The 24,309-nt window shown below is 71.3% G+C and carries 21 protein-coding genes and 1 tRNA gene; 7 read left to right on the top strand and 15 right to left on the bottom strand.

All coding sequences use genetic code 11. The annotated features are described in order from the left end of the window. Positions 1-93: 93 nt before the first annotated feature. From ABZ386_RS11875 to ABZ386_RS11830, 10 genes are all read right to left on the bottom strand, one after another. Positions 94-1,479, bottom strand: a complete 1,386-nt coding sequence (locus ABZ386_RS11875; RefSeq protein ID WP_358964667.1) for an NAD-dependent succinate-semialdehyde dehydrogenase — start codon at positions 1,477-1,479, stop codon at positions 94-96. Further along, positions 1,476-1,910, bottom strand: coding sequence for a cupin domain-containing protein (locus ABZ386_RS11870; RefSeq protein WP_351333491.1), 435 nt, complete (start codon positions 1,908-1,910; stop codon positions 1,476-1,478). The genes ABZ386_RS11875 and ABZ386_RS11870 overlap by 4 nt, the downstream gene beginning before the upstream one ends. Positions 1,911-1,931: 21 nt before the next feature. Further along, the gene (locus ABZ386_RS11865; RefSeq protein WP_356502572.1) at positions 1,932-2,234 is read right to left on the bottom strand and encodes a putative quinol monooxygenase; all 303 of its coding nucleotides are present in this window, start codon (positions 2,232-2,234) and stop codon (positions 1,932-1,934) included. Next, positions 2,231-3,301, bottom strand: coding sequence for an Ldh family oxidoreductase (locus ABZ386_RS11860; protein WP_358964666.1), 1,071 nt, complete (start codon positions 3,299-3,301; stop codon positions 2,231-2,233). Before ABZ386_RS11860 ends, ABZ386_RS11865 begins: the two co-directional genes overlap by 4 nt. A 120-nt stretch (positions 3,302-3,421) precedes the next feature. Next, positions 3,422-4,147, bottom strand: a complete 726-nt coding sequence (locus tag ABZ386_RS11855; protein WP_356502575.1) for a GntR family transcriptional regulator — start codon at positions 4,145-4,147, stop codon at positions 3,422-3,424. 137 nt (positions 4,148-4,284) lie between these two features. Next, a complete protein-coding gene (locus ABZ386_RS11850; RefSeq protein ID WP_358964665.1) occupies positions 4,285-6,045 on the bottom strand; it encodes a trehalase family glycosidase in 1,761 nt (586 codons plus the stop codon). 78 nt (positions 6,046-6,123) lie between these two features. Continuing rightward, on the bottom strand, positions 6,124-6,933 hold the full coding sequence (locus tag ABZ386_RS11845) for a carbohydrate ABC transporter permease (protein WP_355719115.1): 810 nt from the start codon (positions 6,931-6,933) through the stop codon (positions 6,124-6,126). Beyond that, positions 6,930-7,910, bottom strand: a complete 981-nt coding sequence (locus ABZ386_RS11840; protein ID WP_351333507.1) for a sugar ABC transporter permease — start codon at positions 7,908-7,910, stop codon at positions 6,930-6,932. The genes ABZ386_RS11845 and ABZ386_RS11840 overlap by 4 nt, the downstream gene beginning before the upstream one ends. 21 nt (positions 7,911-7,931) lie before the next feature. Further along, complete coding sequence (locus ABZ386_RS11835) at positions 7,932-9,179, bottom strand: sugar ABC transporter substrate-binding protein (RefSeq protein WP_358964664.1); 1,248 nt, start codon at positions 9,177-9,179, stop codon at positions 7,932-7,934. Between the two features lie 191 nt (positions 9,180-9,370). Beyond that, the gene (locus ABZ386_RS11830; protein ID WP_351333513.1) at positions 9,371-10,387 is read right to left on the bottom strand and encodes a LacI family DNA-binding transcriptional regulator; all 1,017 of its coding nucleotides are present in this window, start codon (positions 10,385-10,387) and stop codon (positions 9,371-9,373) included. Positions 10,388-10,875: 488 nt separating this feature from the next. Here ABZ386_RS11830 and ABZ386_RS11825 point away from each other — a divergent pair, with 488 nt between their 5' ends. After that, positions 10,876-14,529 carry a LamG-like jellyroll fold domain-containing protein gene (locus ABZ386_RS11825; protein ID WP_358964663.1) on the top strand — a complete coding sequence of 1,218 codons (3,654 nt, stop codon included), beginning with the start codon at positions 10,876-10,878 and terminating at the stop codon, positions 14,527-14,529. 76 nt (positions 14,530-14,605) lie between these two features. Here the strand turns inward: ABZ386_RS11825 and ABZ386_RS11820 are convergent. The 3 genes from ABZ386_RS11820 to ABZ386_RS11810 all read right to left on the bottom strand — a co-directional run bounded on the left by ABZ386_RS11820 (position 14,606) and on the right by ABZ386_RS11810 (position 16,255). Next, positions 14,606-14,679, bottom strand: a tRNA-Pro gene (locus ABZ386_RS11820). A gap of 65 nt (positions 14,680-14,744) precedes the next feature. Further along, a complete protein-coding gene (locus ABZ386_RS11815; RefSeq protein WP_351333517.1) occupies positions 14,745-15,041 on the bottom strand; it encodes a hypothetical protein in 297 nt (98 codons plus the stop codon). A gap of 215 nt (positions 15,042-15,256) precedes the next feature. Beyond that, entirely contained in the window at positions 15,257-16,255 is a 999-nt protein-coding gene (locus ABZ386_RS11810; protein WP_351333520.1) for a LacI family DNA-binding transcriptional regulator, read from the bottom strand. A gap of 111 nt (positions 16,256-16,366) precedes the next feature. Here ABZ386_RS11810 and ABZ386_RS11805 point away from each other — a divergent pair, with 111 nt between their 5' ends. Next, the gene (locus ABZ386_RS11805; protein WP_358964662.1) at positions 16,367-17,518 is read left to right on the top strand and encodes a Gfo/Idh/MocA family oxidoreductase; all 1,152 of its coding nucleotides are present in this window, start codon (positions 16,367-16,369) and stop codon (positions 17,516-17,518) included. A gap of 157 nt (positions 17,519-17,675) precedes the next feature. Beyond that, positions 17,676-18,323 (top strand): hypothetical protein, encoded by a 648-nt coding sequence (locus tag ABZ386_RS11800; protein WP_358964661.1) that lies wholly within the window; start codon positions 17,676-17,678, stop codon positions 18,321-18,323. Between the two features lie 23 nt (positions 18,324-18,346). Here the strand turns inward: ABZ386_RS11800 and ABZ386_RS11795 are convergent, their stop codons facing one another. Next, a complete protein-coding gene (locus tag ABZ386_RS11795; RefSeq protein WP_351333528.1) occupies positions 18,347-19,381 on the bottom strand; it encodes a LacI family DNA-binding transcriptional regulator in 1,035 nt (344 codons plus the stop codon). A gap of 109 nt (positions 19,382-19,490) precedes the next feature. Here ABZ386_RS11795 and ABZ386_RS11790 point away from each other — a divergent pair, with 109 nt between their 5' ends. The 4 genes from ABZ386_RS11790 (at position 19,491) to ABZ386_RS11775 (ending at position 23,156) form a co-directional block, all read left to right on the top strand. After that, positions 19,491-20,648, top strand: coding sequence for a phytanoyl-CoA dioxygenase family protein (locus tag ABZ386_RS11790; protein ID WP_355726709.1), 1,158 nt, complete (start codon positions 19,491-19,493; stop codon positions 20,646-20,648). 8 nt (positions 20,649-20,656) lie between these two features. After that, positions 20,657-21,433: an SDR family oxidoreductase gene (locus ABZ386_RS11785; RefSeq protein ID WP_358964660.1), complete on the top strand. Its 777-nt coding sequence runs from the start codon at positions 20,657-20,659 to the stop codon at positions 21,431-21,433. A gap of 47 nt (positions 21,434-21,480) precedes the next feature. Continuing rightward, complete coding sequence (locus tag ABZ386_RS11780; protein ID WP_351333537.1) at positions 21,481-22,485, top strand: Gfo/Idh/MocA family oxidoreductase; 1,005 nt, start codon at positions 21,481-21,483, stop codon at positions 22,483-22,485. 284 nt (positions 22,486-22,769) lie between these two features. Continuing rightward, positions 22,770-23,156: a hypothetical protein gene (locus tag ABZ386_RS11775; protein WP_358964659.1), complete on the top strand. Its 387-nt coding sequence runs from the start codon at positions 22,770-22,772 to the stop codon at positions 23,154-23,156. Positions 23,157-23,275: 119 nt separating this feature from the next. Here the strand turns inward: ABZ386_RS11775 and ABZ386_RS11770 are convergent, their stop codons facing one another. Continuing rightward, complete coding sequence (locus tag ABZ386_RS11770) at positions 23,276-24,295, bottom strand: Gfo/Idh/MocA family oxidoreductase (protein WP_358964658.1); 1,020 nt, start codon at positions 24,293-24,295, stop codon at positions 23,276-23,278. Between the last annotated feature and the right edge of the window lie 14 nt (positions 24,296-24,309).

The raw sequence follows: 24,309 nt of genomic DNA, 5'->3' as shown, positions 1-24,309 counted from the left end.
GCCGCAGTCCGGCACCGGGGGAGCGGTCGGGGACGTCGCCCATGGGGGTGGGCGACGTCCCCGACCACGCTGCAGGGCCGGCCGGCGCGACCGTCAGGCGGTGACCCAGTAGGTGCGCGTGTTGGTGAACTCGCGGATGCCGGCGGCGGCCAGTTCGCGGCCGTGGCCGCTGCGCTTGGTGCCGCCGAAGGGCAGGCGGGGGTCGGAGGCGACGATCGCGTTGACGAAGGCCGCTCCGCTGGTGATACGGCGGGCGAGGGCGACGCCCCGGCTGGGGTCGGCCGTCCAGACGCTCAGGCCGAGCCCGTACGGCGTGGCGTTCGCGAGCCGTACGGCGTCCTCGTCGTCCCGGGCGACGGCGAGGGCGGCGAGCGGGCCGAAGGTCTCCTCGTCGAAGGCGGGCATCCCCGGGCCGGTGTCGCCCAGGACGGTGGGCTGGTAGAGGAAGCCGTCGCCGGGCAGGGGCTTGCCGCCGGTCAGGAGGCGGGCCCCGGCGGCGACGGATTCCTCGACCTGCCGCTGGATCGCGGAGCGCAGGTCGTCGCGGGCGAGCGGGCCGACCTGCGTCCGGCGTTCGCGGGGGTCGCCGACGCGCAGGGCTTCGACACCGGCCACGAACGCGGCAGTGAACGCATCCGCCACGGGGGCGGCGACGATGAACCGCTTCGCGCATACGCAGCTCTGCCCGGAGTTGGTGAAGCGCGCCTTCACCGCGGCCGCCGCGGCCGCTTCGACGTCGGCGTCGTCCAGGACCACGAAGGCGTCCGAACCGCCCAGCTCCAGCACGGACTTCTTCGCCGCGCGCCCGGCCGCCGAACCGACGGCCGTGCCCGCCCGGTTGCTCCCGGTGAGGGTGACGGCCGCGACGCGGTCGTCCTCGATGAGCCGCGCGGTCACGTCGGGCACGTCGGTGTCGGCGATCACCAGCGTGGTCACCAGGTGCTCGGGGAAACCGGCCGCCACGAAGAGGTCCTGGAGGGCGAGCGCGCTGCCGGTGACGTTGGAGGCGTGCTTGAGCAGGACGCCGTTGCCGGCCACCAGGGAGGGGACGGCGAAGCGCATGACCTGCCAGACGGGGAAGTTCCACGGCATCACGGCCAGGACGAGTCCGGCGGGCTCGTAGGCCACCCAGGCCTGTGCCCCGTCGATCTCGACGCGCTCGTCGGCGAGGATGCCGGGGCCCTGCCGGGCGTAGTACTCGGCCGTGACGGCCGACTTCTCCACCTCGCCCTCGGCCTCGCCGACCGGCTTTCCCATCTCGGCGACGGCCAGGGAAGCGAGGTGGTCCTTGTGCTCGCGCAGGGTCTGAGCAAGGCGGTCGGCGCGCGCGGCCCGCTCGGTGACCGGTACCAGGGCCCAGGCTCGGCTCGCGGCATGGGCCCGTGCCACAGCGGTTTCGATACGGTCCGCGTCCCAGCCTTCGTAGGTGGCGATCGGCTCCCCGGTTGACGGGTCGACGGTCTGCAGGATGCCGCTCATGCGGTGGGCGCCCCTCCCTTGTCGTGCTCCGAGAGGTGCTCGAAGGTCTCGCCGGTGGCGGTGATGGTGCGGGTGACGTCCCGGCCGCCGTAGACCCAGTAGATCCGCATGACGCCCTCGCCGCGGTTGAAGAAGCGGTGCGGTGTCCCGGCCGGCACCCAGGTGGCCTGGCCGGGCTCCAGGTCGAAGAACTCGCCGTCGATCTCCGCGGTGGCCTCGCCTTCGAGGATCAGCACGGACTCCTCGACGTTGTGGCTGTGCAGGGGCAGGCCGGTGCCGGGCTGGAAGACGGTCTGGCCGGTCGTGATGACGGCCTTCTGCGAGTTCCACTTGCCGACGTAGGGGAGGGTGGCCACACCGCCGCCGCGGTCGAAGCGTTCGACCTTGTCGGGGTGGATGAGCAGGTTCGGCGGGGCGGGCTCGGTGCACATGCGGCGGCTCCGATCGAGAGGTCAGGAGTGGTGGAACAGGCGGCGGGAGAGCGTGTTGACCTGGCTGCCGGGCACCACGTACTTCGCGGCGGCCTCGCGCCAGACCTTGAAGTGGGGCGCGGCGCGGTGGGCCTCGACGGCGGCCTCGTCGTCGTAGATCTCGTGGAAGACGAAGTGGTGGTCGTCGGCCAGGTCGCAGACCACGTCGAAGTAGCGGCAGCCCGGCTCGTCGGTGAAGGACCGCTCGGCGTTCTCCTCGATGGCCTTGAGGAAGTCGTCACGGCAGCCGGGGACGACCTGGAGGGACACGGTCAGCGCGATCATGCGGGCAGCTCCTGCGGAGTGGCGGGGGTGGGCAGAGGTACGGCGGTGGCCGCGGCGACACGGGCGAGGGAGTCCCAGGTCTCGTCGACGAGCGTGATGCCCTCGGTGCGCAGCCGCTCGGCCGTGCGGATCTCCGGTTCGCCGGGGACGAAGATCTCGTCGGTGCCGGGCGCGGCCGGGGTGGACTTGGTCTCCTCGATCAGGGCCTCCATCCGCTGCTCGAACTCGGCCGGGTCGGCCATCGCTGCGATGTCGACGCAGATCAGCAGATGGCCGACGCCGCTGCGGCCGGTGGACCGGTAGGGGCCGACGACGGCCGAGCCGAAGGCACTGCCGGTCAGCACGCCCGCAAGCACGTCGAACATGAACGAGATGGCGTAACCCTTGTGGCCGGCCATCGGCAGGATCAGGCCCTCGATCGCACGCCGCGGATCGGTCGTCGGCACGCCCGCGGCGTCGGCCGCCCAGCCCTCGGGAATCGGCTCACCGCGCTCCTTGGCATGGTAGATCTTGCCGCGCGCCACGGCCGTGTTCGCGATGTCCATCACGACCGTGCCGTGACGGCCGCCGGGGGCGGCGATCGACCACGGATTGGTGCCGACCCGCTTCTCCCTGCCGCCCCACGGGGCCATCGCCGGGCTGGCGTTGGTCGCCAGCAGCGCCACACAGCCCTGTTCGGCGGCCCTGCGCGTGAAGTACGCCGCCGTCCCGAAGTGACCGGAGTTGCGGACGGCGACGGCGCTGATGCCGTGCCGACGGGCACGCTCCACGCCCAGGGTCACCGCGCCGTCGGTGAGCACCTGGCCGAGACCGTCACGCCCGTCGACCACGACGACGGCGCCGTTGTCGCTGACGACTTCCGGGTCCGCGACGGCCGTGGTGGCCCCGCTCGCGAGACGGTCGAGGTACCAGGGCAGGCGCAGCATGCCGTGGGACGCGTGTCCCCACAGCTCCGCGGTCACCAAGGTGTCCGCGAGAAGACGGGCGTCCGCGGACGGAACGCCGTGCGCCTCGGCGGTGGCGGCGGCGAAACCCAGCAGGTCGGCGGCGCCGACGGTATGCGGCATGGGGCGGCCTCTCGCATCGAAAAGTGCTGTATCCACTCCTGTATACAGCACATTCCGTGGAGACACCACAGACCGGGAAGCATCGCGACCCGGCGCCTTCGGCTGATCGTGAAGGGTGCCTCAGCCTGCGACGTCCAGCGACACGTCCGTGGCGAGTGCCAGATCCTGGCTGGTCAGACTGTCGATGAGCGCCTGAAGGGTCTGCGCGAGGTGGTGCCGGGAGGCCGCCTCCGCCGCCGGGGCGTCCCCGTGCGTGACCGCCTTCAGCATCGCGCGGTGCTCCTCCAGCGAGGTCAGCATGCGGCGCGGGCCGCTGTGCGAGAGGTGACGCAGACGTACGGTCTGACTGCGCAGGTCGCGGATCGTGCGGGCGAGGTAGGGATTGCGGCAGGCCACGATGACCGCCTGGTCGAACGCCTCGGTGATGTCGTAGAACTCCTGGTACGAGCCCGCCTGCGCGGCGGCGTCCCGCGCGCGGAAGGACTCGTCGAACACCTCCAGCCGCTCCAGCAGTTCACGGAACGGGGCCAGCACCCGCTCGTCGGCCGAGCCCGCCGCGGCGACCGAGGCGGCGGCCCGGGGCTCCAGCAGCATCCGGAACTCGAACAGGGCGCGCACACCGCCCAGGGAGATGGCGGCCACCCGGGCCACCTCCCCCGGCACGAAGTCGACCAGCCCTTCCCGGGCCAGCCGCCGGATCGCCTCCCGCACCGGCGTCCGCGAAGCCCCCAGCTCCTCCCCCAGCTGGACCTCACTCAGCTTGGCCCCCGGCCGCAACCGCAGTGACTCGATGTCACCCTTCAGCCGCTCGTAGACCGCCTCGCTCTTGCCAGTCGCCCGGGCCACCACCACACTCCTGTCCACCGAGACGCGCACCGCCTGTATACAGGCTAGGTCATGGAAGGCCACGGGCGGCGGGTGCGCCTCGGGGTCGAGCGCCCTTGCCCGAGTCTTCGCCTGTGGGTGGCCTCCCGCTCGTGGGGTCAGGCGCCGGGATCGTCGAGCCCGGCGTCCCCGCGCAGGTGGTGGTCACGGGCGAGGAGGAGGTAGCTGCTCGCGGTCCAGGTGTAGGCGCGGTCGCGCAGGCCGGTGCCGGTGAGGGCGTCGAAGTTCTCGGCGAAACCGTGGGTCTCGCACAGGGCACGGAAGCGGGCGCTGATGTCGTCGGCGAGCCGCTGGTGGCCGGCGCGGCGCAGGCCGTCCTCGATGAGGACCGTGGCGGGGGCCCAGATGGGGCCGCGCCAGTAGCCGTCGGCGAGGTAGTGGGGTGAGGTGGGCAGTTCGGTGGCCAGGCCGTACGGCGTCAGGTGGGCCTTGATGTGGTCGGCAAGCGTGCTGCCGATCTCGGCGGGCAGGTGCTCGCCCAGCGCCATGGGCATCAGGTCGAGGAGACTGGCGCTGCTCCAGGTCTCCCCGGTGCCGGCCGAGCGGGCGACGAACCTGTCCCCGGTCCAGAGCTGGTCGAGCAGCGCCGTCCGGATCTCCTCGGCGACTGCCGTCCACCGGTCGGCCTCCCCCGGCCTGTCCAACTCCGATGCCAGCGCGGCGAGTTCATGGAGCTGGAGGACGAGGAAGGCGGCCAGGTCGGCGGTGACGACCACCCGCCCGGGGTCGAAGGTGGTGGCGTTGTCCCAGCCGCTGTCGTTGCCGTGCTGGTAGTAGGGCAGTTCGGCGCCGGGAGCGCGCCGGGCGGTGAGCCAGAAGCCGGTCCAGCGCTCCAGCCGCTCGTACACCTCGGTGAGTTCGGCCCGGCCGAGGGGTGCCGGCAGGCTGCGGCGCAGCCGGCCGAGGGCCCAGCCGTGGATGGGCGGTTTGACGAAGTTGTGCAGGACCTCGGAGTGGGTGACCGAGTCCGGCAGGGCGCCGCTGTCGTCCTGATGGTCGAACGGCAGCAGGAACTGGTCCCAGGCGAGCGCGGGCGCTCCGGGGGCCAGGGCAAGGGCGTTGAAGCAGTGGTCCCAGCTCCATACCTTGTCCATCCAGTGCTTGGACATCAGCACGCCGGGCCGGGTGACCAGGCCCTTCGCCGCCACGGTCGCCGACCAGACGACGTAGGCGGCGAGTTCGGCGGCCGGGGTGGCGGGCGTACGCCAGGGCGCCACGGCGTCCACGAAGTCCGCGAAGGCTTCCCGGGCCGCCGCCACGATGTCGTCGAAGGCCGCCGTGGGCACGTAGGGCGGGCGGGCGGTGCCGAGTTCCTCGATCGCGAGTTCCCAGACGCCGTCCTCCCGCGCGGTCACGGTGACACCGCGGTCGCTGCCGCCCAGGGCCTGGTCGCCGGCCGTGTCGGCGAGGCTGCCGGACAGCACGGTGACGCGGTACCGGCGGCCGGTCTCGTACGAGGTGAACACGTGCGCGTGCGCCGCCGGGTCGTGGAAGAAGTACGTGCCGCTGAACGGGGTGAGGGTCCGCGCGGCGGCGAAGACGCCGAAGTCCAGGCCGCTGCCCCGCAGGCGTACGGTGTCCGGCGACTCGTAGGCGAGTTCGACGCGTCCTGTTCCGCCGGCCCAGCGGAGCAGGCCCGGGGTCGCCTCGACGCGGGTCTCGGCCCGCTCGCCTCTCGCCGGGATCAGGGGGACCAGGCGCAGGACGCCGTGCATGCCGTTCTGGTGCGACACGAGGTGGAGGTCGTCGGCGTACGTCTTCTCCGCCACCACGGGCGAGATGTCGAACCAGGAGCCGTAGGCGCTGAACGGGATGTCGTGGACGGAGAAGGCCGGGCCGGACGGCGAGGCGGCGGTCATGTGGCGTGACTCGTTTCTGGAGCAGGGGGCGCCGGCCGGCGTGGCAGCGCGCCGGCCGTCGTGGTGGGTTGGGGGGACTCAGTCCTTGACGGCACCGGTGGTCACACCGGCGGCGACGTAGCGCTGGGCGAGGACGAGGATGACCGCGGCGGGCAGGGACGCCACGACGGCGGTGGCCATGATGGCGTTCCACTCCTGGTTGTTGTTGCCGATGTAGTGGTAGATGCCGAGGGTGATCGGCTCGTGGGTGCCGCCGTTGACCAGGGTGTTGGCGAAGACGAAGTCGGACCAGGACCACAGGAAGGCGAACAGGGACACCGTGACGACGGCGTTGCGGCTCATCGGCAGCACGATCGACCAGAAGGTGCGCAGGGTCCTCGCGCCGTCCATCTGCGCGGCCTGGAGCAGCTCGCCGGGGATGCCCGACATGAACGCGGTGAAGATCAGCACCGCGAACGGGACGGCCAGGGTGGAGTCCGCGACGATCAGGCCCGGCACGGACTGCAGCAGCCCGAGCTGGAGGTAGATGGCGTAGAAGCCCATCGCCATGATGATGCCGGGGATCATCTGGGCGGCCAGCAGGACGAAGCTCAACAGGCCGCCACCGCGGGGGCGCAGCTTGGCCAGGGCGTAGCCGGCGGGCGCGGCCAGGGCCACGGTGAGGACGACGGTGCCGAGGGCGACCACGAGGCTGGTGCCGAGGTAGGGCAGTTGCTCGTCGAGGACCGTGCGGTAGCCGGCCAGGGTGCCGTGAGCGGGGAAGAGGTCCGGTGGGCTCTTGCGCATGTCCTGGTCGCGGGTGAAGGACACGTTGACCATCCAGTAGACCGGGAACAGCATGACCCCGGTCAGCAACAGGCCGACGGCCGTCTTCCATCCTGCCTTCATGACAGCGCCTGCTTTCGCTGGACTCGGACATAGATCAGGCCGAACACCAGGGCGGCGACGACGAGCAGGTTGCCGACGGCCGCGCCGGGACCGAAGGCCGGCAGGAGGTTGCCGAAGCCGAGCTGGTAGGACCAGGTGGCGAAGGTGGTGGACGAGTCCGCCGGGCCGCCCTTGGTCATGATCCAGATGATGTCGAAGACCTTGAGCGTGTAGACCAGGCCCAGCAGCAGGGTGATCGCGGAGACCGGGCGCAGCAGGGGAAAGGTGATGCGCCAAAAGCGCTGCCAGGCGTTGGCCCCGTCGAGGGCCGCGGCCTCGTAGAGGTTCGCGGGTATGGACTGCAGGCCGCTGTAGAGCACGACCAGGTTGAAGGGGACGCCGATCCAGATGTTGGCGATGATCACGGAGGTCAGCGACCAGGACGGCGAGGTCAGCCAGTTCACCGGGCCGATGCCGACGGCGTGCAGGGCGGCGTTGACGATGCCGGAGTCGCTGTTGAGCATCCACGACCAGGTGGAGGCCGACACGATCAGCGGCAGCAGCCAGGGCACCAGGAACAGGGCCCGCAGGGTGGCCGAGAGCCGGAAGTGCTGGTTGAAGAAGACCGCCAGGGCCAGGCCGATGGCGTACTGGAAGACCAGGCAGACGGCGGTGAACACCACGGTGTGGAGCAGGGCCGGGGCGAAGGTCGGGTCGTCGAAGACGGTCAGGTAGTTCCGCAGGCCGGTGAAGGGGGCGTCGCCCTGGACGAAGGAGCGGACCGTGTAGTTGCGGAGGCTCAGGTCGATGTTGCGGTAGAGGGGATAGGCGTAGAAGAGGACGAGGTAGAGGGTCACCGGGGCCAGGAAGGCCCAGGCGGCCCACTGCTGGGACGGACGGCGCCGTTCTCGCGTCGGGGCCGGGGGCGGGACGGAGGTGACCGCCCCGCTCCGGTCCTGCGCGGACCGGCGGTCCGAGCGCTGTTTCGTGTCGTTCATCTGCGGACCGCGCAACCTTGGTTACTTGACGGCCGACTGCGCCTTGGCCAGTGCGGCCTTCGGCGACTCGGCTCCGCTGAGGGCGGACTGGACGGCCTTCCACATCTGCTCGGAGATCTTGGGGTACTTCGTGCCGAGGTCGTCGCTGGTGCGTCCCTTGGCCGCCTTGACCGCGTCGACCCAGGGCTTCAGCTCGGGCTTCGCGGCCACCTGCTTGTCCTGGACCTCGCTGGTGGGGGCCACGTAGGAGAGGGTGGTGTCGGTGTCGTACAGGTTCTCGGTGCTGGTCAGGCAGGACACCAGCTTCTGGGAGGTGGTGTAGCGGCCGGTGTCGCCCTGGACCGGGATGGTGACGAACTCGCCGCCGGTCGGGGCCGCGGCGTTGCCTCCGCCGGAGGCGGGGATGGGCAGGACGCCGTAGTCGAAGCCGGCCTTCTTGGCGTTCGCGAGCTGCCAGGTGCCGTTCTCGGCGAAGGCGTAGTCGCCGCTCGCGAACTCCTGCCAGCTGGTGGTCTGGGTGTTGTTGATGACCGAGTTGGGGGCGTAGCCCTTGTCGAGCCAGCCTTTCCACAGGGACAGCGCGGAGACGCCCTGCGGGGAGTCGAGCCGGGTGAGCTGCGCGCCCGAGCCCCAGAACCACGGCAGGAACTGGAAGCTGCCCTCCTCCGTGCCGATGGCGGAGAAGGTGATGCCCTTCTTGCCCGCCTCCTTGACCTTCGCCAGGGCCGCCGTCAGCGACTTCCAGTCCTTGACCGAGGCGATGTCCACCCCGGCCTTCTTCAGCACGTCCTTGTTGTAGTAGAGGGCGAGCGTGTTCGCGCCGATCGGCGTGCCGTAGGTCTTGCCGCCGGACTGGCCGGCCGCGAGGAGGTTGGGGTCCGCCTTGGAGGTGTCGAGCTTGTTGTCGTCGGTCGTGGTGAGCACGCCCGCGTCGGCCAGGGTCGACACCACCGGGTTGTCGACGATGAGGACGTCCGGGGAGTTGTCCTGCTGCGCCGCCAGCAGTGTCTTGTTGGCCAGGTCGCTGGTGTCGAAGCCGGTCCGCTTGATCTTGACGCCGGCCTCGGTGCCGCAGTCGTCCAGCAGCTTCACCCACGCCGAGCCCTTGGCGAACTGCGGGTAGGGGTCCCAGATGGTGTACGTGCCGCCGTCGGAGTCCTTGGCCGCGGAGCTGCCCGAACCCGAGGAGCAGGCGGTGGCGCTGACCGCCACGGCCAGGGCGGTCAGCGCCACGGCGGTCAGACGGCGTTGTCTGGAGGTGCTGTGCATGGTGGGTCCTTCGTTTTTTGGCAGCGGTGTGCCGTGGGAGGGATGACGCGGGGGGAAGCCGGGCACGCCGAACGGCGGCGGTGAGGATTCGGGGCTCGGTGTGCTGGGTCGTCGGAGGCCCGTGGAGCCGGGGCCGGAGCGTTCCCGTGTGTCGTGGTGGGAAGTGGGGCGGAGGCCGGGGAGCCTGGGCTTCAGGAGGTGCCGAATACGGGCCCGGTGCTGGCCCGCAAGGAGATCGGCGGCGCGAGCAGGTGGTGCCGGGGCGCCGCGTCGGGGTGGTCGAGCCGCTCGACGAGGAGGTCGACGGCGCGGCGTCCCATGTCCTCCGCCGGTACGTCCGCCGCCGTGAGCTGCGGGGTCACCGTCTCCGCCCAGCGGCCGGCCACGACCCCGGTGACGGAGAAGTCGCGCGGCACATGGCGGCCCGCCTGCGCGAGCCCCCGGTACAGGCCGCCCAGGGCGGCCTCGTTCAGCGTGACCAGGGCCGTGGTGGCCGGGTCGTCGTACAGGATCCGCTCCAGGCAGGCCTGGCCCGATGCGGCGTCGTCCCCGCAGCAGTACGTCCGCACCGTCAGCCCGCGCTCGGCCGCGGCCTTGGTGAAGCCGTCGAGACCTCGGTGCGCGGACTCGTACCCCGCCCGCAGCAGTTGCTCCGGCCGGTTGACGAAGGCGACCCTGCGGTGGCCGAGGTCCGCGAGGTGGTGCACGCACGCCTCCACCAGCGCGGTGTGGTCCAGGCCCACCCACCAGCCGTTCTCCGGGTGTGCGGTGCGGCCGATGGCGACGGAGGGGAAGTCCAGCGCGGCCAGGTGATCGACCCGGTCGTCCTCCAGCCTGATCTCCATCAGGATGGCGCCGTCCACCCGCCGCTCCCCCAGCAGCCGCTGGAACGAGCGGTCGCTGTCCACCCCGCTCGGCGACAGCAGCACGTCGTAGTCGTAGGCCGCGGCGGCCTCCACCACACTGCCGATGAAATCGAGCTGCATGCCGGTGTAGTGGTTGCCGGCCGGCGGGAAGACCAGGCCGATCGTGCTGGTGCGGCCGTTGGCGAGGGCGCGTGCGCTCGCGTTGGGCCGGTAGCCCAGTTCGTCGATGACCCGCTGGATCTTCGCGCGGGTCTCGTCCGACACCGGGCGCTTGCCGCTCAGCGCGTAGGACACGGTGCTCCGCGAGACACCGGCCCGCCGGGCGATCTCACCGATGTTCAAGGAGAACTCCTTCCTCGAACCGGTTCGATGCTCCCAGGGGGCACAGCGTCCGACTCGCGGGGATGCAGGGGGTGAGGAGATGACCGTCACCGGTCGTCGAACCGGTTCGGTGAAGTGAAGGTAGGAACAAGCCGGACGCCTGTCAACACCTCAAACGGTACTTCTCGTGCAGCCCCCGGAATCCGGATGATCCGGGACCGCGCTTACGTCAGAGGCATTGCTGGGAGGTTCCCCCGGTGCTAGCTTCCTGCGAACCGGTTCGACGAAGTGATCCTTCCGGCGACCGGGGCCCGCTCCCCCACACCCCTTGCCGCGCGGAGCGCCGCCACTGCCACCTGGACGAGCCCCTTCCCTCTGGGGCCCACGTGATCGATCCGGTTCGACACCACGTCATCCCGGAGCCTCCTCGCCGGTGCCGGCACGCGCACGAGCATCCGGCCGAGGCGGGCCGACCGGGACCCGTTACTCAAGGATTGAGGACGCGATCCATGCCATCCGCTGACAGATCCGCCCGGCGCCGGGCCCCGGCCGCCGTGGCCCTGGCGCTCGGCGCCGGCGTACTGGTCGCGCCGGCCGTCCCCGCACAGGCGGCCGACACGCCCCGGCCCACGGCCCGCTACACCTTCGACGAGGACGACCTCGCGACCGGGAAGATCACCGACTCGTCCGGCAACGGTCTGACCGCGAGCCTGGTGAACGGCGCCACCGCCCGGTCCGTCGAGGGCCCGAACGGCGGCAAGGCGCTCGCCCTGCCCGGCGGGGCGCCCACCTCCGACGGCGCGTACGTCCGCCTGCCCCGCGAAGTGGTCGGCGACGCGACCGACCTGACCGTGTCCGCCCGCGTGAAGTGGAGCGGCGACCCGTCGTCCTGGCAGCGGATCTTCGACCTGGGCACCAACACCACCAAGTACCTCTTCAGCACCCCCTACAACGGCAACGGGCTGTTCCAGACCTCCGTGACCACCGGCGGAGGGGGCGCGGAGGCCCAGGTGCGCGGCTACGCGGCGCTCCCCGCGAACGAGTGGCGGACGGTCACCGTCACCCTCGACACCGCCGCCGGCCGGCTCACCACCTACCTCGACGGCGTGGCGGTCTCCTCCGCCGCGACACCCATCAAGGCCAGGGAACTGCTGGACGCCTCGGCCACGGCCGCCGGCTACATAGGCAAGTCCTTCTGGCCGGATCCGCTGCTCAAGGGCGCGATCGACGACTTCACGGTGTGGCACGCGGCGCTGAGCGCCGAGCAGGTGGCCGCTACGGTCGGGGCCGTGCCGACGGTCCTGGATCTCTCGAAGACGTCCTTCGAGGTCCGTACGACCACCGGCACCGCTCCGTCCCTCCCCAGCGCCGTCCGCGCCTCCTTCTCCGACGGCTACGCCCGCGATCTGCCGATCACCTGGGACGCCGTACCGGCCGACCAGTACGCCCGGCCGGGTTCCTTCACGGTGTCGGGCACGGCAGCCGGACGTGACGTCGAGGCGACGGTCACCGTGGTCCGCGAGGGGCAGCTCACCGTCGACCTGGGCTCGGACACCGGCGCGTTCCACGGCGGTGCCTCCGGCACGCTCTACGGCGTGTACGGACCGGACGTCCCCAGCAACAACCTCATCGAGGGCATGGGCCTGCGCACGGTCTCCACCAAGGCGCAGGACGGCCCGCAACACCCCGGTGCCGACGCGCTGGAGGTGGTGAAGCCGCTGGCCGACTCCACCGACGGGGACGTCTACATCTACATGACCGACATCCACCGCGGGTTCCCGTACGAGTGGCCGGGCGACTCCCCCGCGGAGAAGCTCAAGCTCTACGAGGAGAAGATCGCGGGGCAGGTGGACCAGGTCCTGCGGCTGCCGGAGCGGTACCAGGACAACATCGTCTTCGTGCCGTTCAACGAGCCCGAGGGCAACATGTTCGGCACCGGTCAGTGGAGCTACAACAAGGTCAGCTGGCTCAACGACCCCGACGACTTCTTCGCCGCCTGGGACAGCGCGTACAAGCTCATCAAGGGCAAGATGCCCGACGCGCGCATCGCCGGCCCCAACACCAGCGTCCTCTACGACCAGGTGAAGGGCTTCCTCGCGCACACCCTGGCCGCCGGCACCGTCCCCGAGGTGATCACCTGGCACGAACTGAGCCACCCCGAGGCGGTACGCGCGAGCGTCGCCAAGTACCGGGCGTGGGAGAAGGAGTTGTTCGAGGGCACCGACCGTGAGGGCAGCCAACTCCCCGTCAACATCAACGAGTACGCCTTCAACTACCACACCTCGGTCCCCGGCCAGATGATCCAGTGGGTGTCCGCGATCGAGGAGTCCAAGGTGGACGCCGACATCGCGTACTGGAACATCGACGGCAACCTCTCCGACTCCGCCGTGCAGTCGAACCGCGGCAACGGCCAATGGTGGCTGCTGCACTCGTACGCCTCGATGAGCGGGCACACGGTGGCGGTGAACCCGCCGTTCCCCGGCGAGAACTACACCATGCAGGGCGTCGCCACCCTCGACGTGAAGAAGAAGCAGGCACGGCTGATCTTCGGCGGCTCCACCGGCAAGGGCCACATCACCTTCGCGGGCGTTCCGCAGAAGCTCTTCGGGAAGAGCGTGCACGCCTGGGTGCGGGAGATCGAGTGGACCGGGCAGGTGGGCGATTCCTCCGGCCCGAAGCTGCTGGCCGAGCGGAACGTGGACGTCGCGAGCGACGGCACGGTCTCCCTCGACTTCGGCGACAGCACGCTGCCGGCGCTCAAGGAGTCCTCGGCGTACGAGATCGTCCTCAGTCCGGCCGGGAAGGCGAAGGGCACCCAGTCCCCTCCCGTGCGCTGGCAGGGCTCCTACGAGGCGGAGGACGCCGCCCACACCGGGTCCGGCTGGTCGAAGAACGGCCCCGAGGGCTCGCCGCGTGACGTGTCGAAGTTCTACACCTCCGGCGGCTACGACGTGGGCGGCCTGCGCACCGGTTCGGACGTCACCCTCGACTTCACCGTGGACGTGCCCGAGGACGGCACCTACGACCTGAGCGTCTTCGCCAACTCCCTCAACACCTTCGACAAGGTGAAGGAGCAGGGCCCCACCAACGTCTTCCTGCGCGTGGACGGCAAGGCGGACAGCGAGCGGGAGCTGTACCTGCCCCTCGGCTACAAGTGGGTGGTCTGGGACCACACCGACACCAAGGTGAAGCTCACCAAGGGCAAGCACACCCTGACGCTCGCCGCGAAGAGCGCCGACGGCAAGGGCGTCACCAAGGGCGACGCCATCGTCGACCGCCTCACGCTCTCCCTCCCCGAGGCTTCCTCGAGCACCCAGGTGTACGAGGGTGAACTTGCCTGGCTGGGCGGCGGGGCACGGCCCGTCTACGACCTGCCGAAGCGGGCGGACACGGGATCGGGCGCGGCCCGGCTCAAGAAGGGCCAGACCGCCACCTTCTGGGTCTACTCCCCCGCCGACCGCGAAGCCACCCTCAGGATCGACACCCTCGGCGGCACGGACGCCCGCGTCTCCGTCAACGGCCGGAGTGTGCTGCGCCTGGACAAGGGCGGGAACAGCGTCGCGGTCTCCCTGTCCGGCGGTGTGAACAAGGTGACGGTGACCGGGGGTTCGTCGACCACCCTCGTCGACCGCCTGACGGTCACCCCGACCGAGGGCGCCCTCACGACGCGTACGTACGAGGCGCAGGACGCCACCCTCGCCGGTTCGGCCGAACTCAGCCCGCTGTCGCTGGCCACGGACGGCACCGCGATCACCGGCATCGGCGGTGAGCCGGGCAACGGCAACACGGCCACGTTCACCGTCGCCGCGGACAAGGCGGGCCTGTACGCGCTGCGGATCCGCTACTCCAACCCCGAACAGTCACCGGCCACCCACTACAACCCGGACCCGCTGGCCCGGCACGCCGACCTCACCGTCAACGGCGGCGAGCCGCGGCGCGTCGGCTTCCCGCACACCTTCCACCAGAACAACTTCTGGGAGCTGACCGTCCCGGTCGAGCTCAAGAAGGGAGAGAACACGCTCAGTTTCCGCTCCGAGGAACTGCCGAACTTCGACGGCACGACCTACGCCTCGGAAACCTTCCCCGGGGTGCTGCTCCGCTCCCGCTACGCGCCTCTGATCGACCGGATCACGGTCGCGCCGTACGCGAGGAAGGTGCGATGACGAGGAGGCGCCCGGGTCCGTCGGCCTGACGGATCCGGGCGCCTCGCTACCGAGCCCGATGTGCGACTGTCTCCAGTCGGGACGACAGGATTTGAACCTGCGACCCCTTGACCCCCAGTCAAGTGCGCTACCAAGCTGCGCCACGTCCCGCCGCGTCCCGCGGTGTGAACCGCGGGATCGCGCAGGTCAACCCTACCGCATGTGCGGAGCGGGGCTCAGCCTCGCGGTCCTGGGGGAGGCATGTGTTCGGGGTGTGAGGCGCGCAGCGCGCACGTGCCGAGGATCTGCTCGCCCGGCTCGAAGGGTTCGTCCATGGGTCCTCGCCGGCGGCCGATCCGGGCGCCGGTCCAGCCGGCGAGGCCCACCGTCGAGACGGCGACGGCGAGGACGGCCCACCAGGGCAGTTCCGCCTTGGTCGCGTGTCCGGCGCAGGCCACGACGGCCAGGAGTGCCGGGACGGCTCCTCCGGTCGGTCCGGCTCGCCTGACGGGTCGGTGCCGCGTCTCGTCCACCTGCTGCTCCCCCTTCGCCGCGCGCTCGTATGCCCCGGAATTCCCAACTGCCGGGCATATGCCGCAAACAATACGCGAGTCGGCGGGAACTCCCGACCAGGGCATAGGGGTTGAGACGGACACGGACCGCCTTCCGCCCCGCTCCCCCGGTCAGTGCGCGCGATCAGTTCGCGCCCGGCGCGCGAGCCCCGTACAGCGGCCAACTGGCCGCCGGATCAGGCCGGTGGCGCCGTCGTCCCCCGGATCTCCAGCGTCGGCGTGGCCAGGTGGAGCCGTCCCTCGCCCCCGGGTCGTTCGAAGCGGTCGAGGAGGAAGCGGGCGGCTCGGCGGCCGACCTCGTGGCCGGCGTTGTCGACGGTGGTGAGCCACAGGTGGCGCAGCCGGGAGACGCTCGTGTTGTCGTAGCCGACGACGGACACGTCGTGCGGGACGCGCAGGCCGAGTTCCTCCGCCGCCGAGAGGGCGCCGACGCAGGTGATGTCGTTGACGGCGAAGACGGCGGTGGGGCGGTCGGGCCGGCTCAGGAGGCGGACCGTGGCGCGGTAGCCGCCCTCCTCGGTCATGTCGCCGTTCTCGACGACGGCCCGGTCCGCCAGGCCGTGCGCCCGCATCGTCGCCTCGAAGCTGCGGCGGCGCAGCTCGCCCACGGCTCCGAAGCCGGCCAGGTGGGCGATGCGGCGGTGGCCGAGGCCGATGAGGTGCTCGGTGACCAGCCGGGCGCCCCGCTCGTCGTCGCCCGCGACCTGGTCCACCCCGGGCGGCACCGGCTCGCGAGCACCGGCCAGGACGACCGGCACGCGCTCGGCGGCCGCGCCGAGGGCCGCCGGATCGGGCAGGGTGCCGACCACGACCAGGCCGTCGACGCGCAGGTCCAGCAGCGGGTCGGCGGGGTCCTGGCCGGTGCGGCGGTTGAGGCGGGCGTCGGCCAGCAGCATGTGCAGGCCGCGCTCGTGCAGGAGGGAGTTCAGGCCGTCGAGGAGGTCGACGAACCAGGGGTTGCGCAGGTCGTTCAGCAGGACGCCCACCGTGCGGGTGCGCTGTTCGCTGAGGGAGCGCGCGGCGGCGTTGGGCCGGTAGCCGAGTTCCCGGGCGGCCCGGAGCACGGCGTCCCGCTTCTCGGGGCGCACCTGGTCGGAGCCGCGCAGCACCAGCGAGACCAGTGACTTGGAGACGCCGGCCCGTTCGGCGACGTCTCGGATGGTCGGTGGTCTCATGGCATGGACCGTTCCACGGAGGGCGCCGGCTTGTCAAAGGGTTGACACCAGCGGAAACCACGTCCCAGGGTGGCCTGGACAGGTTCTGGAACGGTCCAAAGAGGGGCTCTCATGGTGGACACGCTCGGCGTCGCCGTCGTCGGTTTCGGCTGGATGGGGCGGGTGCACACCCAGGCGTACGCACGCGTGCGGCACCACTTCCCGCGGCTGCCCCTCGTTCCGGAGCTGGTGGCGGTCGCCGAGGAGGTGCCGGGCCGGGCGGAGGAGGCCGCCGCGCAGTTCGGCTTCGCCTCGACGACCCGCGACTGGCGCGAGGTGGCCGCCGACCCGCGCGTGAGGGCGGTCAGCATCACCGCGCCGAACTTCCTGCACCGCGAGATCGGCGTCGCCATGGCCGAGGCGGGCAAGCACATCTGGATCGAGAAGCCGGTGGGACTGACCGCCGAGGACGCCCGCGCGGTGGCGGACGCGGTGGCCGGTGCGGGCGTGCAGGGCACGGTCGGCTTCAACTACCGCAACGCGCCGGCCGTGGAGGCGGCCCGCGAGCTGATCGCATCCGGGGAGATCGGCACGGTCACGCACGTCCGCGTCCGGCTGTTCAGCGACTACGCCGCCCATCCCGAGGGCGCGCTGACGTGGCGGTACGAGCGGGAGCGCGGGGGCAGCGGGGTGCTGGGCGACCTGGCCTCGCACGGCGCGGACCTGGCCCGGTTCCTGCTCGGCGACATCACGTCCCTCACCGCCGACACGGCGATCTTCCTCCCGGAGCGGGCCCGCCCGACCGGCGCGACGGCGGGCCACAGCCGCGCCTCGGGCGGCGAACTCGGCCCCGTCGAGAACGAGGACTACGTCAGCTGCCTGCTGCGCTTCGCCTCCGGGGCGCGCGGGGTGCTGGAGGCCTGCCGGGTCTCGGTCGGCGAGCAGAACAACTACGGCTTCGAGGTGCACGGCACCAAGGGGGCGGTCTTCTGGGACTTCCGGCGCATGAACGAGCTGGGGATCAGCCGCGGCACGACGTACCAGGACCAGTCCGTCAGCACGGTGTACGTCGGCCCGGGGCACGGCGAGTTCGCCGCGTTCCAGCCGGGCGCGGCGAACGCCATGGGGTACGACGACCTGAAGGTCATCGAGGCGTACCGCTTCCTGCGTTCCGTCGCCGAGGGCACCCCGCACGGGGCGACGCTCACGGACGCCGTGCGGAGCGCCGCCGCGCTGGACGCGATGAGCCGGTCGGTCGCGAGCGGCACCTGGGAGACGGTGTAGGCACCCGGGAGACCGCGTAGGCACCGCCCGGAGGGTGTCCCCAGGGCCACCATGGATCCGGCTCCCAGGCCCAGGGACGGCGAACCCCGGACACGGCAGGCTTCTCGGTACCGGCGCATCCGCCGGAACCTGCCGCACCGACCTCTCGGGGGACCCCATGTCCGAACCCTTCTTCCGGCGCCTGACCGGCCTCGCGGGCATCACCGCCGCGGTCGCCCTGATCATCGGAGTGCCCCTGTACTTCGTCTACTCGGGGCCGCCGCCGGACTCCAACGTCCTGTCCCGGCTGCTGATCCAGATCGTCGCGTTGGCGTCCCTGGTGGTGTTCGTGACGGCCTTCCGCGAACTGGTCAGGCGGGTCAGTCCCGCCTACGACTGGGCCGGTTCCCTGGCCTTCGCCACCGGACTGGTCTACGCGACGGTCGTCCTGGTCTCCAGCGGCCTGGAGGCCGGTGAGGTCATCGCCAGCGACCGCGCGATCGATCCGACCATCGAGGTCAGCGGCACGTACATCCTCTACGGGTCGATCTCCCGGCTGATGCTGGCCCTCTTCCTGGCCGCGGTGGGCCTGGTCCTCGCCCGGGCGAAGCTGCTGCCGCGCTGGACCGGCCGGTCGGCGTACGTCCTCGCGGTGGTCAACCTGGCCTTCGTGCCGTCGCTGTTCTTCGGCAACGACCCCGCCGACTTCTACGCGGCGAACGGCTGGGGCTCGACGGCCTCGATGGGCGCCCTCCTCAGCTACTGGCTGCTGGCCGTCGGAGTGTCGGCGTACCGCAGCGCCGGACGCCCCGCGCTGTCCCACTGATGCCCTGCCACCGCGGGCGACGGTCACACGGCCGTCGCCTGCGGCGGCATGTTGTACGGCGTCACCACCTGGATCGCCGACGGCAGGGTCGGCCCCGCCGGGGGCAGGGCGCCGTGGGCGCGCATGACGGTGTGGCACGCCTCGCGCACGTCCTGGCGGAGGTCGTGGTGGAGCACGGCGGACAGGCGGTGCTCACGCAGCAGCCGGGTGTTGTCGTGGTCGAGGTCGTGCGCGACGAACACCGCGCACTCGCGGCCGAGGTCGTCGAAGGCCCGCAGCGTGGCGATGTTGCCGCCGCCGATCGAGTACACGGCACGGATGTCCGGGTCGCGTTCCAGCGCGGCCCGGACGAGGTCGTACTGGGTGGCGTCCAGGCCCTGCCCCTCGGCGATCTCGACCAGCGTGCGCTCGGGGTGCCGGGCGCGCATGGCGCTGCGGAAGCCCATCTCGCGCTCCTCCTCGTTGCGGAAGAAGCCGCTGCTGAGGCTCGTGAGGATGTTGCCCGGCCGCTCCCCCAGCCACTGCCCCATGAGGTACGCGGCCGTCGCGCCCGCCGCCCGGTCGTCGATGCCGACGTAGGCGAGGCGCGCGCTGGCGGGCAGGTCCGTCACCAGCGTCACGACCGGGATGCCGGCGGTGGCGAGCCGGCCGACGGCGGCGGTGACCTCGGGGACGTCCGGCGCCTTGAGGATCACGCCCTGCGAGCCGCGCCGGGCGATCCGGTCCAGGGTCCGCACCAGCTCGCCGACCGGGCCGGTCTCGCGGAAGTGGAAGCGGGAGCGCAGCACCGCCGGGTGCAGCGCCGGCAGCTCCGCCTCCAGGGCGGCCCGGATCGCCGTCGTGAAGCGTTCCGGCGCCTGCATCACGATGTCGACCATGAAGGTCCGGCCCACGAGCCGGACCTGGGTGCGCTGCCGGTCGAGGTCCGCGATGGCCTGGTGGACCTCCCGCGCGGTGCTCTCGCGCACGCCGCCCCTGCCGTTCAGGACCCGGTCCACGGTGGCCTCGCTCAGACCCGCCTGACGTGCGATCTCCCGGATCGGGAAGGGGTGGCCCACGCCTCGCCTCCTTGAGGGGTTTTTGATGGCTCGCTGCTGGTTGTTCGAGGGGTTTGTACTGACAAGAATGACAGGGCTGCGTCGGTCCGTGACCCCCGAAGGGACGACGATGTCCATCACTTCCCTATCCCGCCGCGCCTGGCTGTCCGAGCACGACTGCGATCTCGACGCGTTCCGCGCGCTGGTCGAGCAGGCGACGGACCCCGCCGACTATCCGCACGCCTCCGCCGTGGAGCGGAATGTGCCGGTCTACGACGCCGGCCTGCTCGAAGGCGACCGCCTGGTCCAGGCCGAGCTGGTGCGGGCGCTCGCCGACGGGCCGGGCATCGTCGTCTTTCGCGGCGCCTTTCCCGACCCGGAGGTCGTGGACCGGGCCACCGCCGTGTTCGAGGCCCTGATCGCCGAGCAGCGCGCCTCGGGCGCGACGGCCGGCGACCACTTCGCCGCGCCGGGCGCCAACGACCGGGTGTGGAACGCGCTGGAGAAGGCGGCCCTCTACGACGCGGAGGCGTTCGCCGACTACTACGCCAACGAGGTGCTCGCGCTGGTCTGCACGGCCTGGCTGGGCCCCGGCTACCAGGTCACCTCCCAGCTCAACGTGGTCAACCCGGGCGGCGCCGCCCAGACCGCGCACCGCGACTACCACCTGGGCTTCCTGTCCAACGAGGCGGCCGCCGCCTATCCCGCGCACGTGCACCGCCTCTCCCCGGTGCTGACCCTCCAGGGCGCGGTCGCGCACTGCGACATGCCGGTGGAGTCCGGGCCGACGATGTACCTGCCGCACTCGCAGAAGTACGAGCCGGGCTATCTCGCCTGGCGGCTCCCGGAGTTCCGGGCGTACTTCGAGGCGCGCCACGTGCAACTGCCGCTCGCGAAGGGCGACGCGGTCTTCTTCAACCCGGCGCTGTTCCACGCCGCCGGCACCAACCGCTCGGCGGACATCCGGCGCATGGCCAATCTGCTCCAGGTGTCGTCGGCGTTCGGGCGCGCGATGGAGACGGTGGACCGGGAGGCCGTGGCGGGCGCCGTCTACCCGGTGCTGCTCAAGCGCCGGGCCGAGGGTGCCGACCAGGCGTGGCTGGACCGCGTGATCGCGGCGAGCGCCGAGGGCTACCCCTTCCCGACCAACCTCGACAGCGACCCGCCGGTCGACGGCCTGGCCCCGCCCTCGCAGGCGGATCTGCTGCGGCGGGCGCTGCGCGAGGAGTGGACGCCGGAGGCGCTCCGGGCGGAGCTGCGGGCCGGTGCCGAGCGGCGAGAGAGCTGAGGAACTCCATGGAACTTCTCCACGACAAGGTCGTCCTGGTCAACGGCGGCAGTCAGGGCGTCGGCGCGGCCATCGCGCGGGCCGCGGTCCGTGAGGGGGCGGTCGTGGCCGTCACCGGGCGGCGGCCGGAACCCGGTGAGGCGCTGGTGGCCGAGCTGACCGCCGCCGGGGGCAAGGCGATGTTCGTCCGCGCCGACCTCGCGGACGCCGGGCAGGCGAAGGCGTCCGTCGCCGAGGTCGTCGACGCGCTCGGCCGGATCGACTGCCTGGTGAACTCGGCGGGGCTGACGTCCCGGGGGACGCTGCTGGACACCACGCCCGAGCTGTTCGACCAGCACATCGCGATCAACCTCAAGGCGCCGTTCTTCGCGATGCAGGCCGCGGTCGCGGACATGGTGGCGCGCAAGGCGCCCGGCACGGTCGTCAACATCATCACGTCGTCGGCGCACGGGGGCCAGCCGTTCCTGGCGCCGTACGTCGCCGCCAAGGCGGGGCTGATCGGGCTGACCCGGAACGCGGCGCACGCGCACCGGTGGGACCGGGTGCGGATCAACGGGCTGAACATCGGCTGGACCGCGACCGAGGGCGAGGACGCCACGCAGAAGGCGTTCCACGGGGCCGGGGACGACTGGCGCGAGGAAGCCGCCGCGAAACTGCCCATGGGCAAGCTGGGCCAGCCGGACGAGATCGCCGACTTCGTGGTCTTCCTGCTGTCGGACCGGTCCGGGGTGGTCACCGGGTCGGTCATCGACTGGGACCAGAACGTGCTCGGCGGACTCGACTGAGACTTCCCGTAAAGAACCCCTCCCCTCTCTCTAGGAGCAACACCCCCATGCGTATCGGAATCCTCGGCCTCGGCCGCATCGGCGCCTTCCACGCCGAGACCCTGTCCGGGCTCGACGCCGTCGAGTCGCTCGTCGTCACCGACCCCTTCGCGGATGCCGCCAAGGCCGCCGCCGAGCGGTTCGGGGCCGATGTCGTGGACTCGCCGGAGGCGCTGCTGGCCGCCGGTGTCGACGGGATCGTCGTCGCCGCCGCCACGGACGCCCACCCCGCGCTGATCCTCGCCGGTGTCGAGGCCGGTGTTCCGGTCTTCTGCGAGAAGCCCGTCGCCAAGACCATGGCCGAGGGCGTCGAGGTGCTCAAGGCCGTCCAGGGCAAGGGTGTGCCGATCCAGATCGGCTACAACCGCCGTTTCGACACGGGTTTCGTCAACGCCCGCGCGGCCGTGCAGAGCGGCGAGCTCGGCGCGCTGCACACGGTCCGCTCCACCACGCTGGACCCGGCGCCGCCGCCGGCCGCCTACATCGCCGCCTCCGGCGGCATCTTCCGCGACTGCTCCGTGCACGACTTCGACATCATCCGCTGGGTGACCGGGCGCGAGGTGAGGGAGGTGTACGCCGTGGGCGGCAACCGCGGCGCCGAGTACATCAAGGAGGCCGGCGACGCCGACACCACCGGCGCGATCCTCACCCTCGACGACGGCACGATCGCGGTGGTCTCCAACTCCCGCCACAACGCCCGGGGTTACGACGTCCGCATGGAGATCCACGGCTTCCAGGACTCCATCGCCGTCGGCCTGGAGGACAAGCTGCCGCTGCGCTCGGTCGAGCCGGGTGTGACCTTCCCGGCGGGCACCCCGCACGACTTCTTCATGGACCGCTTCACGGCGGCCTACCGCGCCGAACTGACCGCGTTCACCGAGGTCGTGGCCGGCACCCGCCCCTCCCCCTGCACGATCGAGGACGCCCTCGAAGCGGGCTGGATCGCCGACGCGTGCACCCTGTCGCTGCGCGAGCACCGCCCGGTGACCATCGAGGAGGTACGGCAGGCATGAGCGAGCCGGGCCTGCCCTGAAGGGCAGGCCCGCAGAGGGAGCCGCCGGCCCCTCCGCATCAACCCCGAATACGCACTTTGAATCCTGGGTGTGAAGGAAATGCCGACACTCCAGGAATTTGATCAAACTCTCCGGGGCGAATGAGAAGAATTGGCGGACCTCCCTTCGAAAAGGCACCCGCAATCTTCACGAGAACCAGCAAGCCCAGCAGATCATTTCATATAGCCTCCAACTGACCAGCGCGCCACAGGAAGTGGCGTCAGGGGGAACAAGGAGGCAGCAACGTGAAGGTCAGGAGACTGATCGGCGCCGGGGTCGCAGCAGTCGCGATGACGGCCATGGCAACCGCACCGGCAAGTGCCGATGAGGCGGTCACCGGCGGCAACGTGGAAATGGTGATTTTCGGCAGCGGTACGCACGTCAGCTCGGTCACTATCCACGGGATCCCGGAACCCCAGGGCCCCGCCCAGTATCAGTTCACCTATTTCGCCACCACCTCGCCGACCAAGACGTACACCATGATTTGCGGGGGCAGCAGCACGGGAGGCAGCTGCAGTCACAAATTCACGATCAATGCCACATACGCCAAGGGAGTCGGAATCCGAAGCTGCGGGTCGATCAAGCGTGTCGACAACCAGCAGAGCCTCGGAACTGCCTGCAAGAACTGGTGATGGAGTAAAGCCCCGCCTGGCGCGGCGCACTCCACGATGATTGCGGACTTTCCGCCCCGACCGGGAGTCGGGGCGGAAAGTCGTAAGAGGCGTGAGACGGGGCTTGATTCAAGCGGGACTCACCGGTACAGGGCGGGTTTCTCCACCAACGCCACCTCTACGCGGCCCCCGTCCTGAAGTGCCCGCACGCCCGCCTCGCACACCGCCGACGCGGCGTAGCCGTCCCAGACGCTCGGGCCGGTGACCTCGCCGCGGCGGGTGGCGTCGACCCAGGCCTGGAGCTCCCGGTCGTAGGCCGCCTCGAAGCGTTCCGTCCAGTCCTGGGCGATGGTGCCGCCCCAGCGGCCGGCCATGTGGGTGACCAGGGCGTGGCCGTCGCCGATGCGGGCGGTGCCGCGTTCGCAGACGACCTCGGCCTGGACCTGGTAGCCGAAGCCGCAGTTGACGAAGATCTCCACGTCGGAGAGGGCGCCGCCGTCCGTCTCGAAGACGACGAACTGCGGGTCGCGCAGCCCGTCGGGGGCGTTGGCGGACGGCGTCGGGCGCAGCACCGTGACGGCCGTGATCTCGTGGCCCAGCAGCCAGCGGGTCGCGTCGGCCTCGTGGGCGACGGAGTCGCTGATGAGCATGGAGCTGGTGAAGAAGGGTGGACTGGCCACGTTGCGGTGCCGGTTGTGCAGCATCAGCGGACGGCCCAGCTGGCCGGTCGCCAGCAGGGCCTTCAGCTTCGCGTACTCGGGGTCGTAGCGGCGCATGAAGCCGACCTGGACCCGGCGGTGGCCGAGGCGCAGTTCGGCTTCGAGGACGCGCAGGGCGGAGGCCGCGTCGGGGGTGAGCGGCTTCTCGCACAGGACGGGCAGATCGCGCTCGAACGCCGCGAGCAGGGTGGCCTCGTGAGCCGGGCCCGGGGAGGCGATCAGGACGGCGTCGACGCCGTCGGCCGCCAGCGCGGCGGCCGGGTCGGTGTGGGCGGTGCAGCCGTCGACGCGGGCGGCGACGGCCTTCGCGCGCTCCGCGTCGACGTCGGCGACGGCCACGACCCGCGCTCCGCTGACGACTTCGTGGAGGCGGCGCACATGGTCGGCGCCCATCCTGCCCGTACCGACGACTGCGACTCCCAGAGTGGCGCGCTCGGTCATGGCCGTCCTTTCGG

The organism is Streptomyces sp. NPDC006140 (assembly GCF_040628815.1).
Lineage (GTDB): Bacteria > Actinomycetota > Actinomycetes > Streptomycetales > Streptomycetaceae > Streptomyces.
Note: the sequence above shows the minus strand (reverse complement) of the source record. Positions and strands in the feature narration are given on the sequence as shown.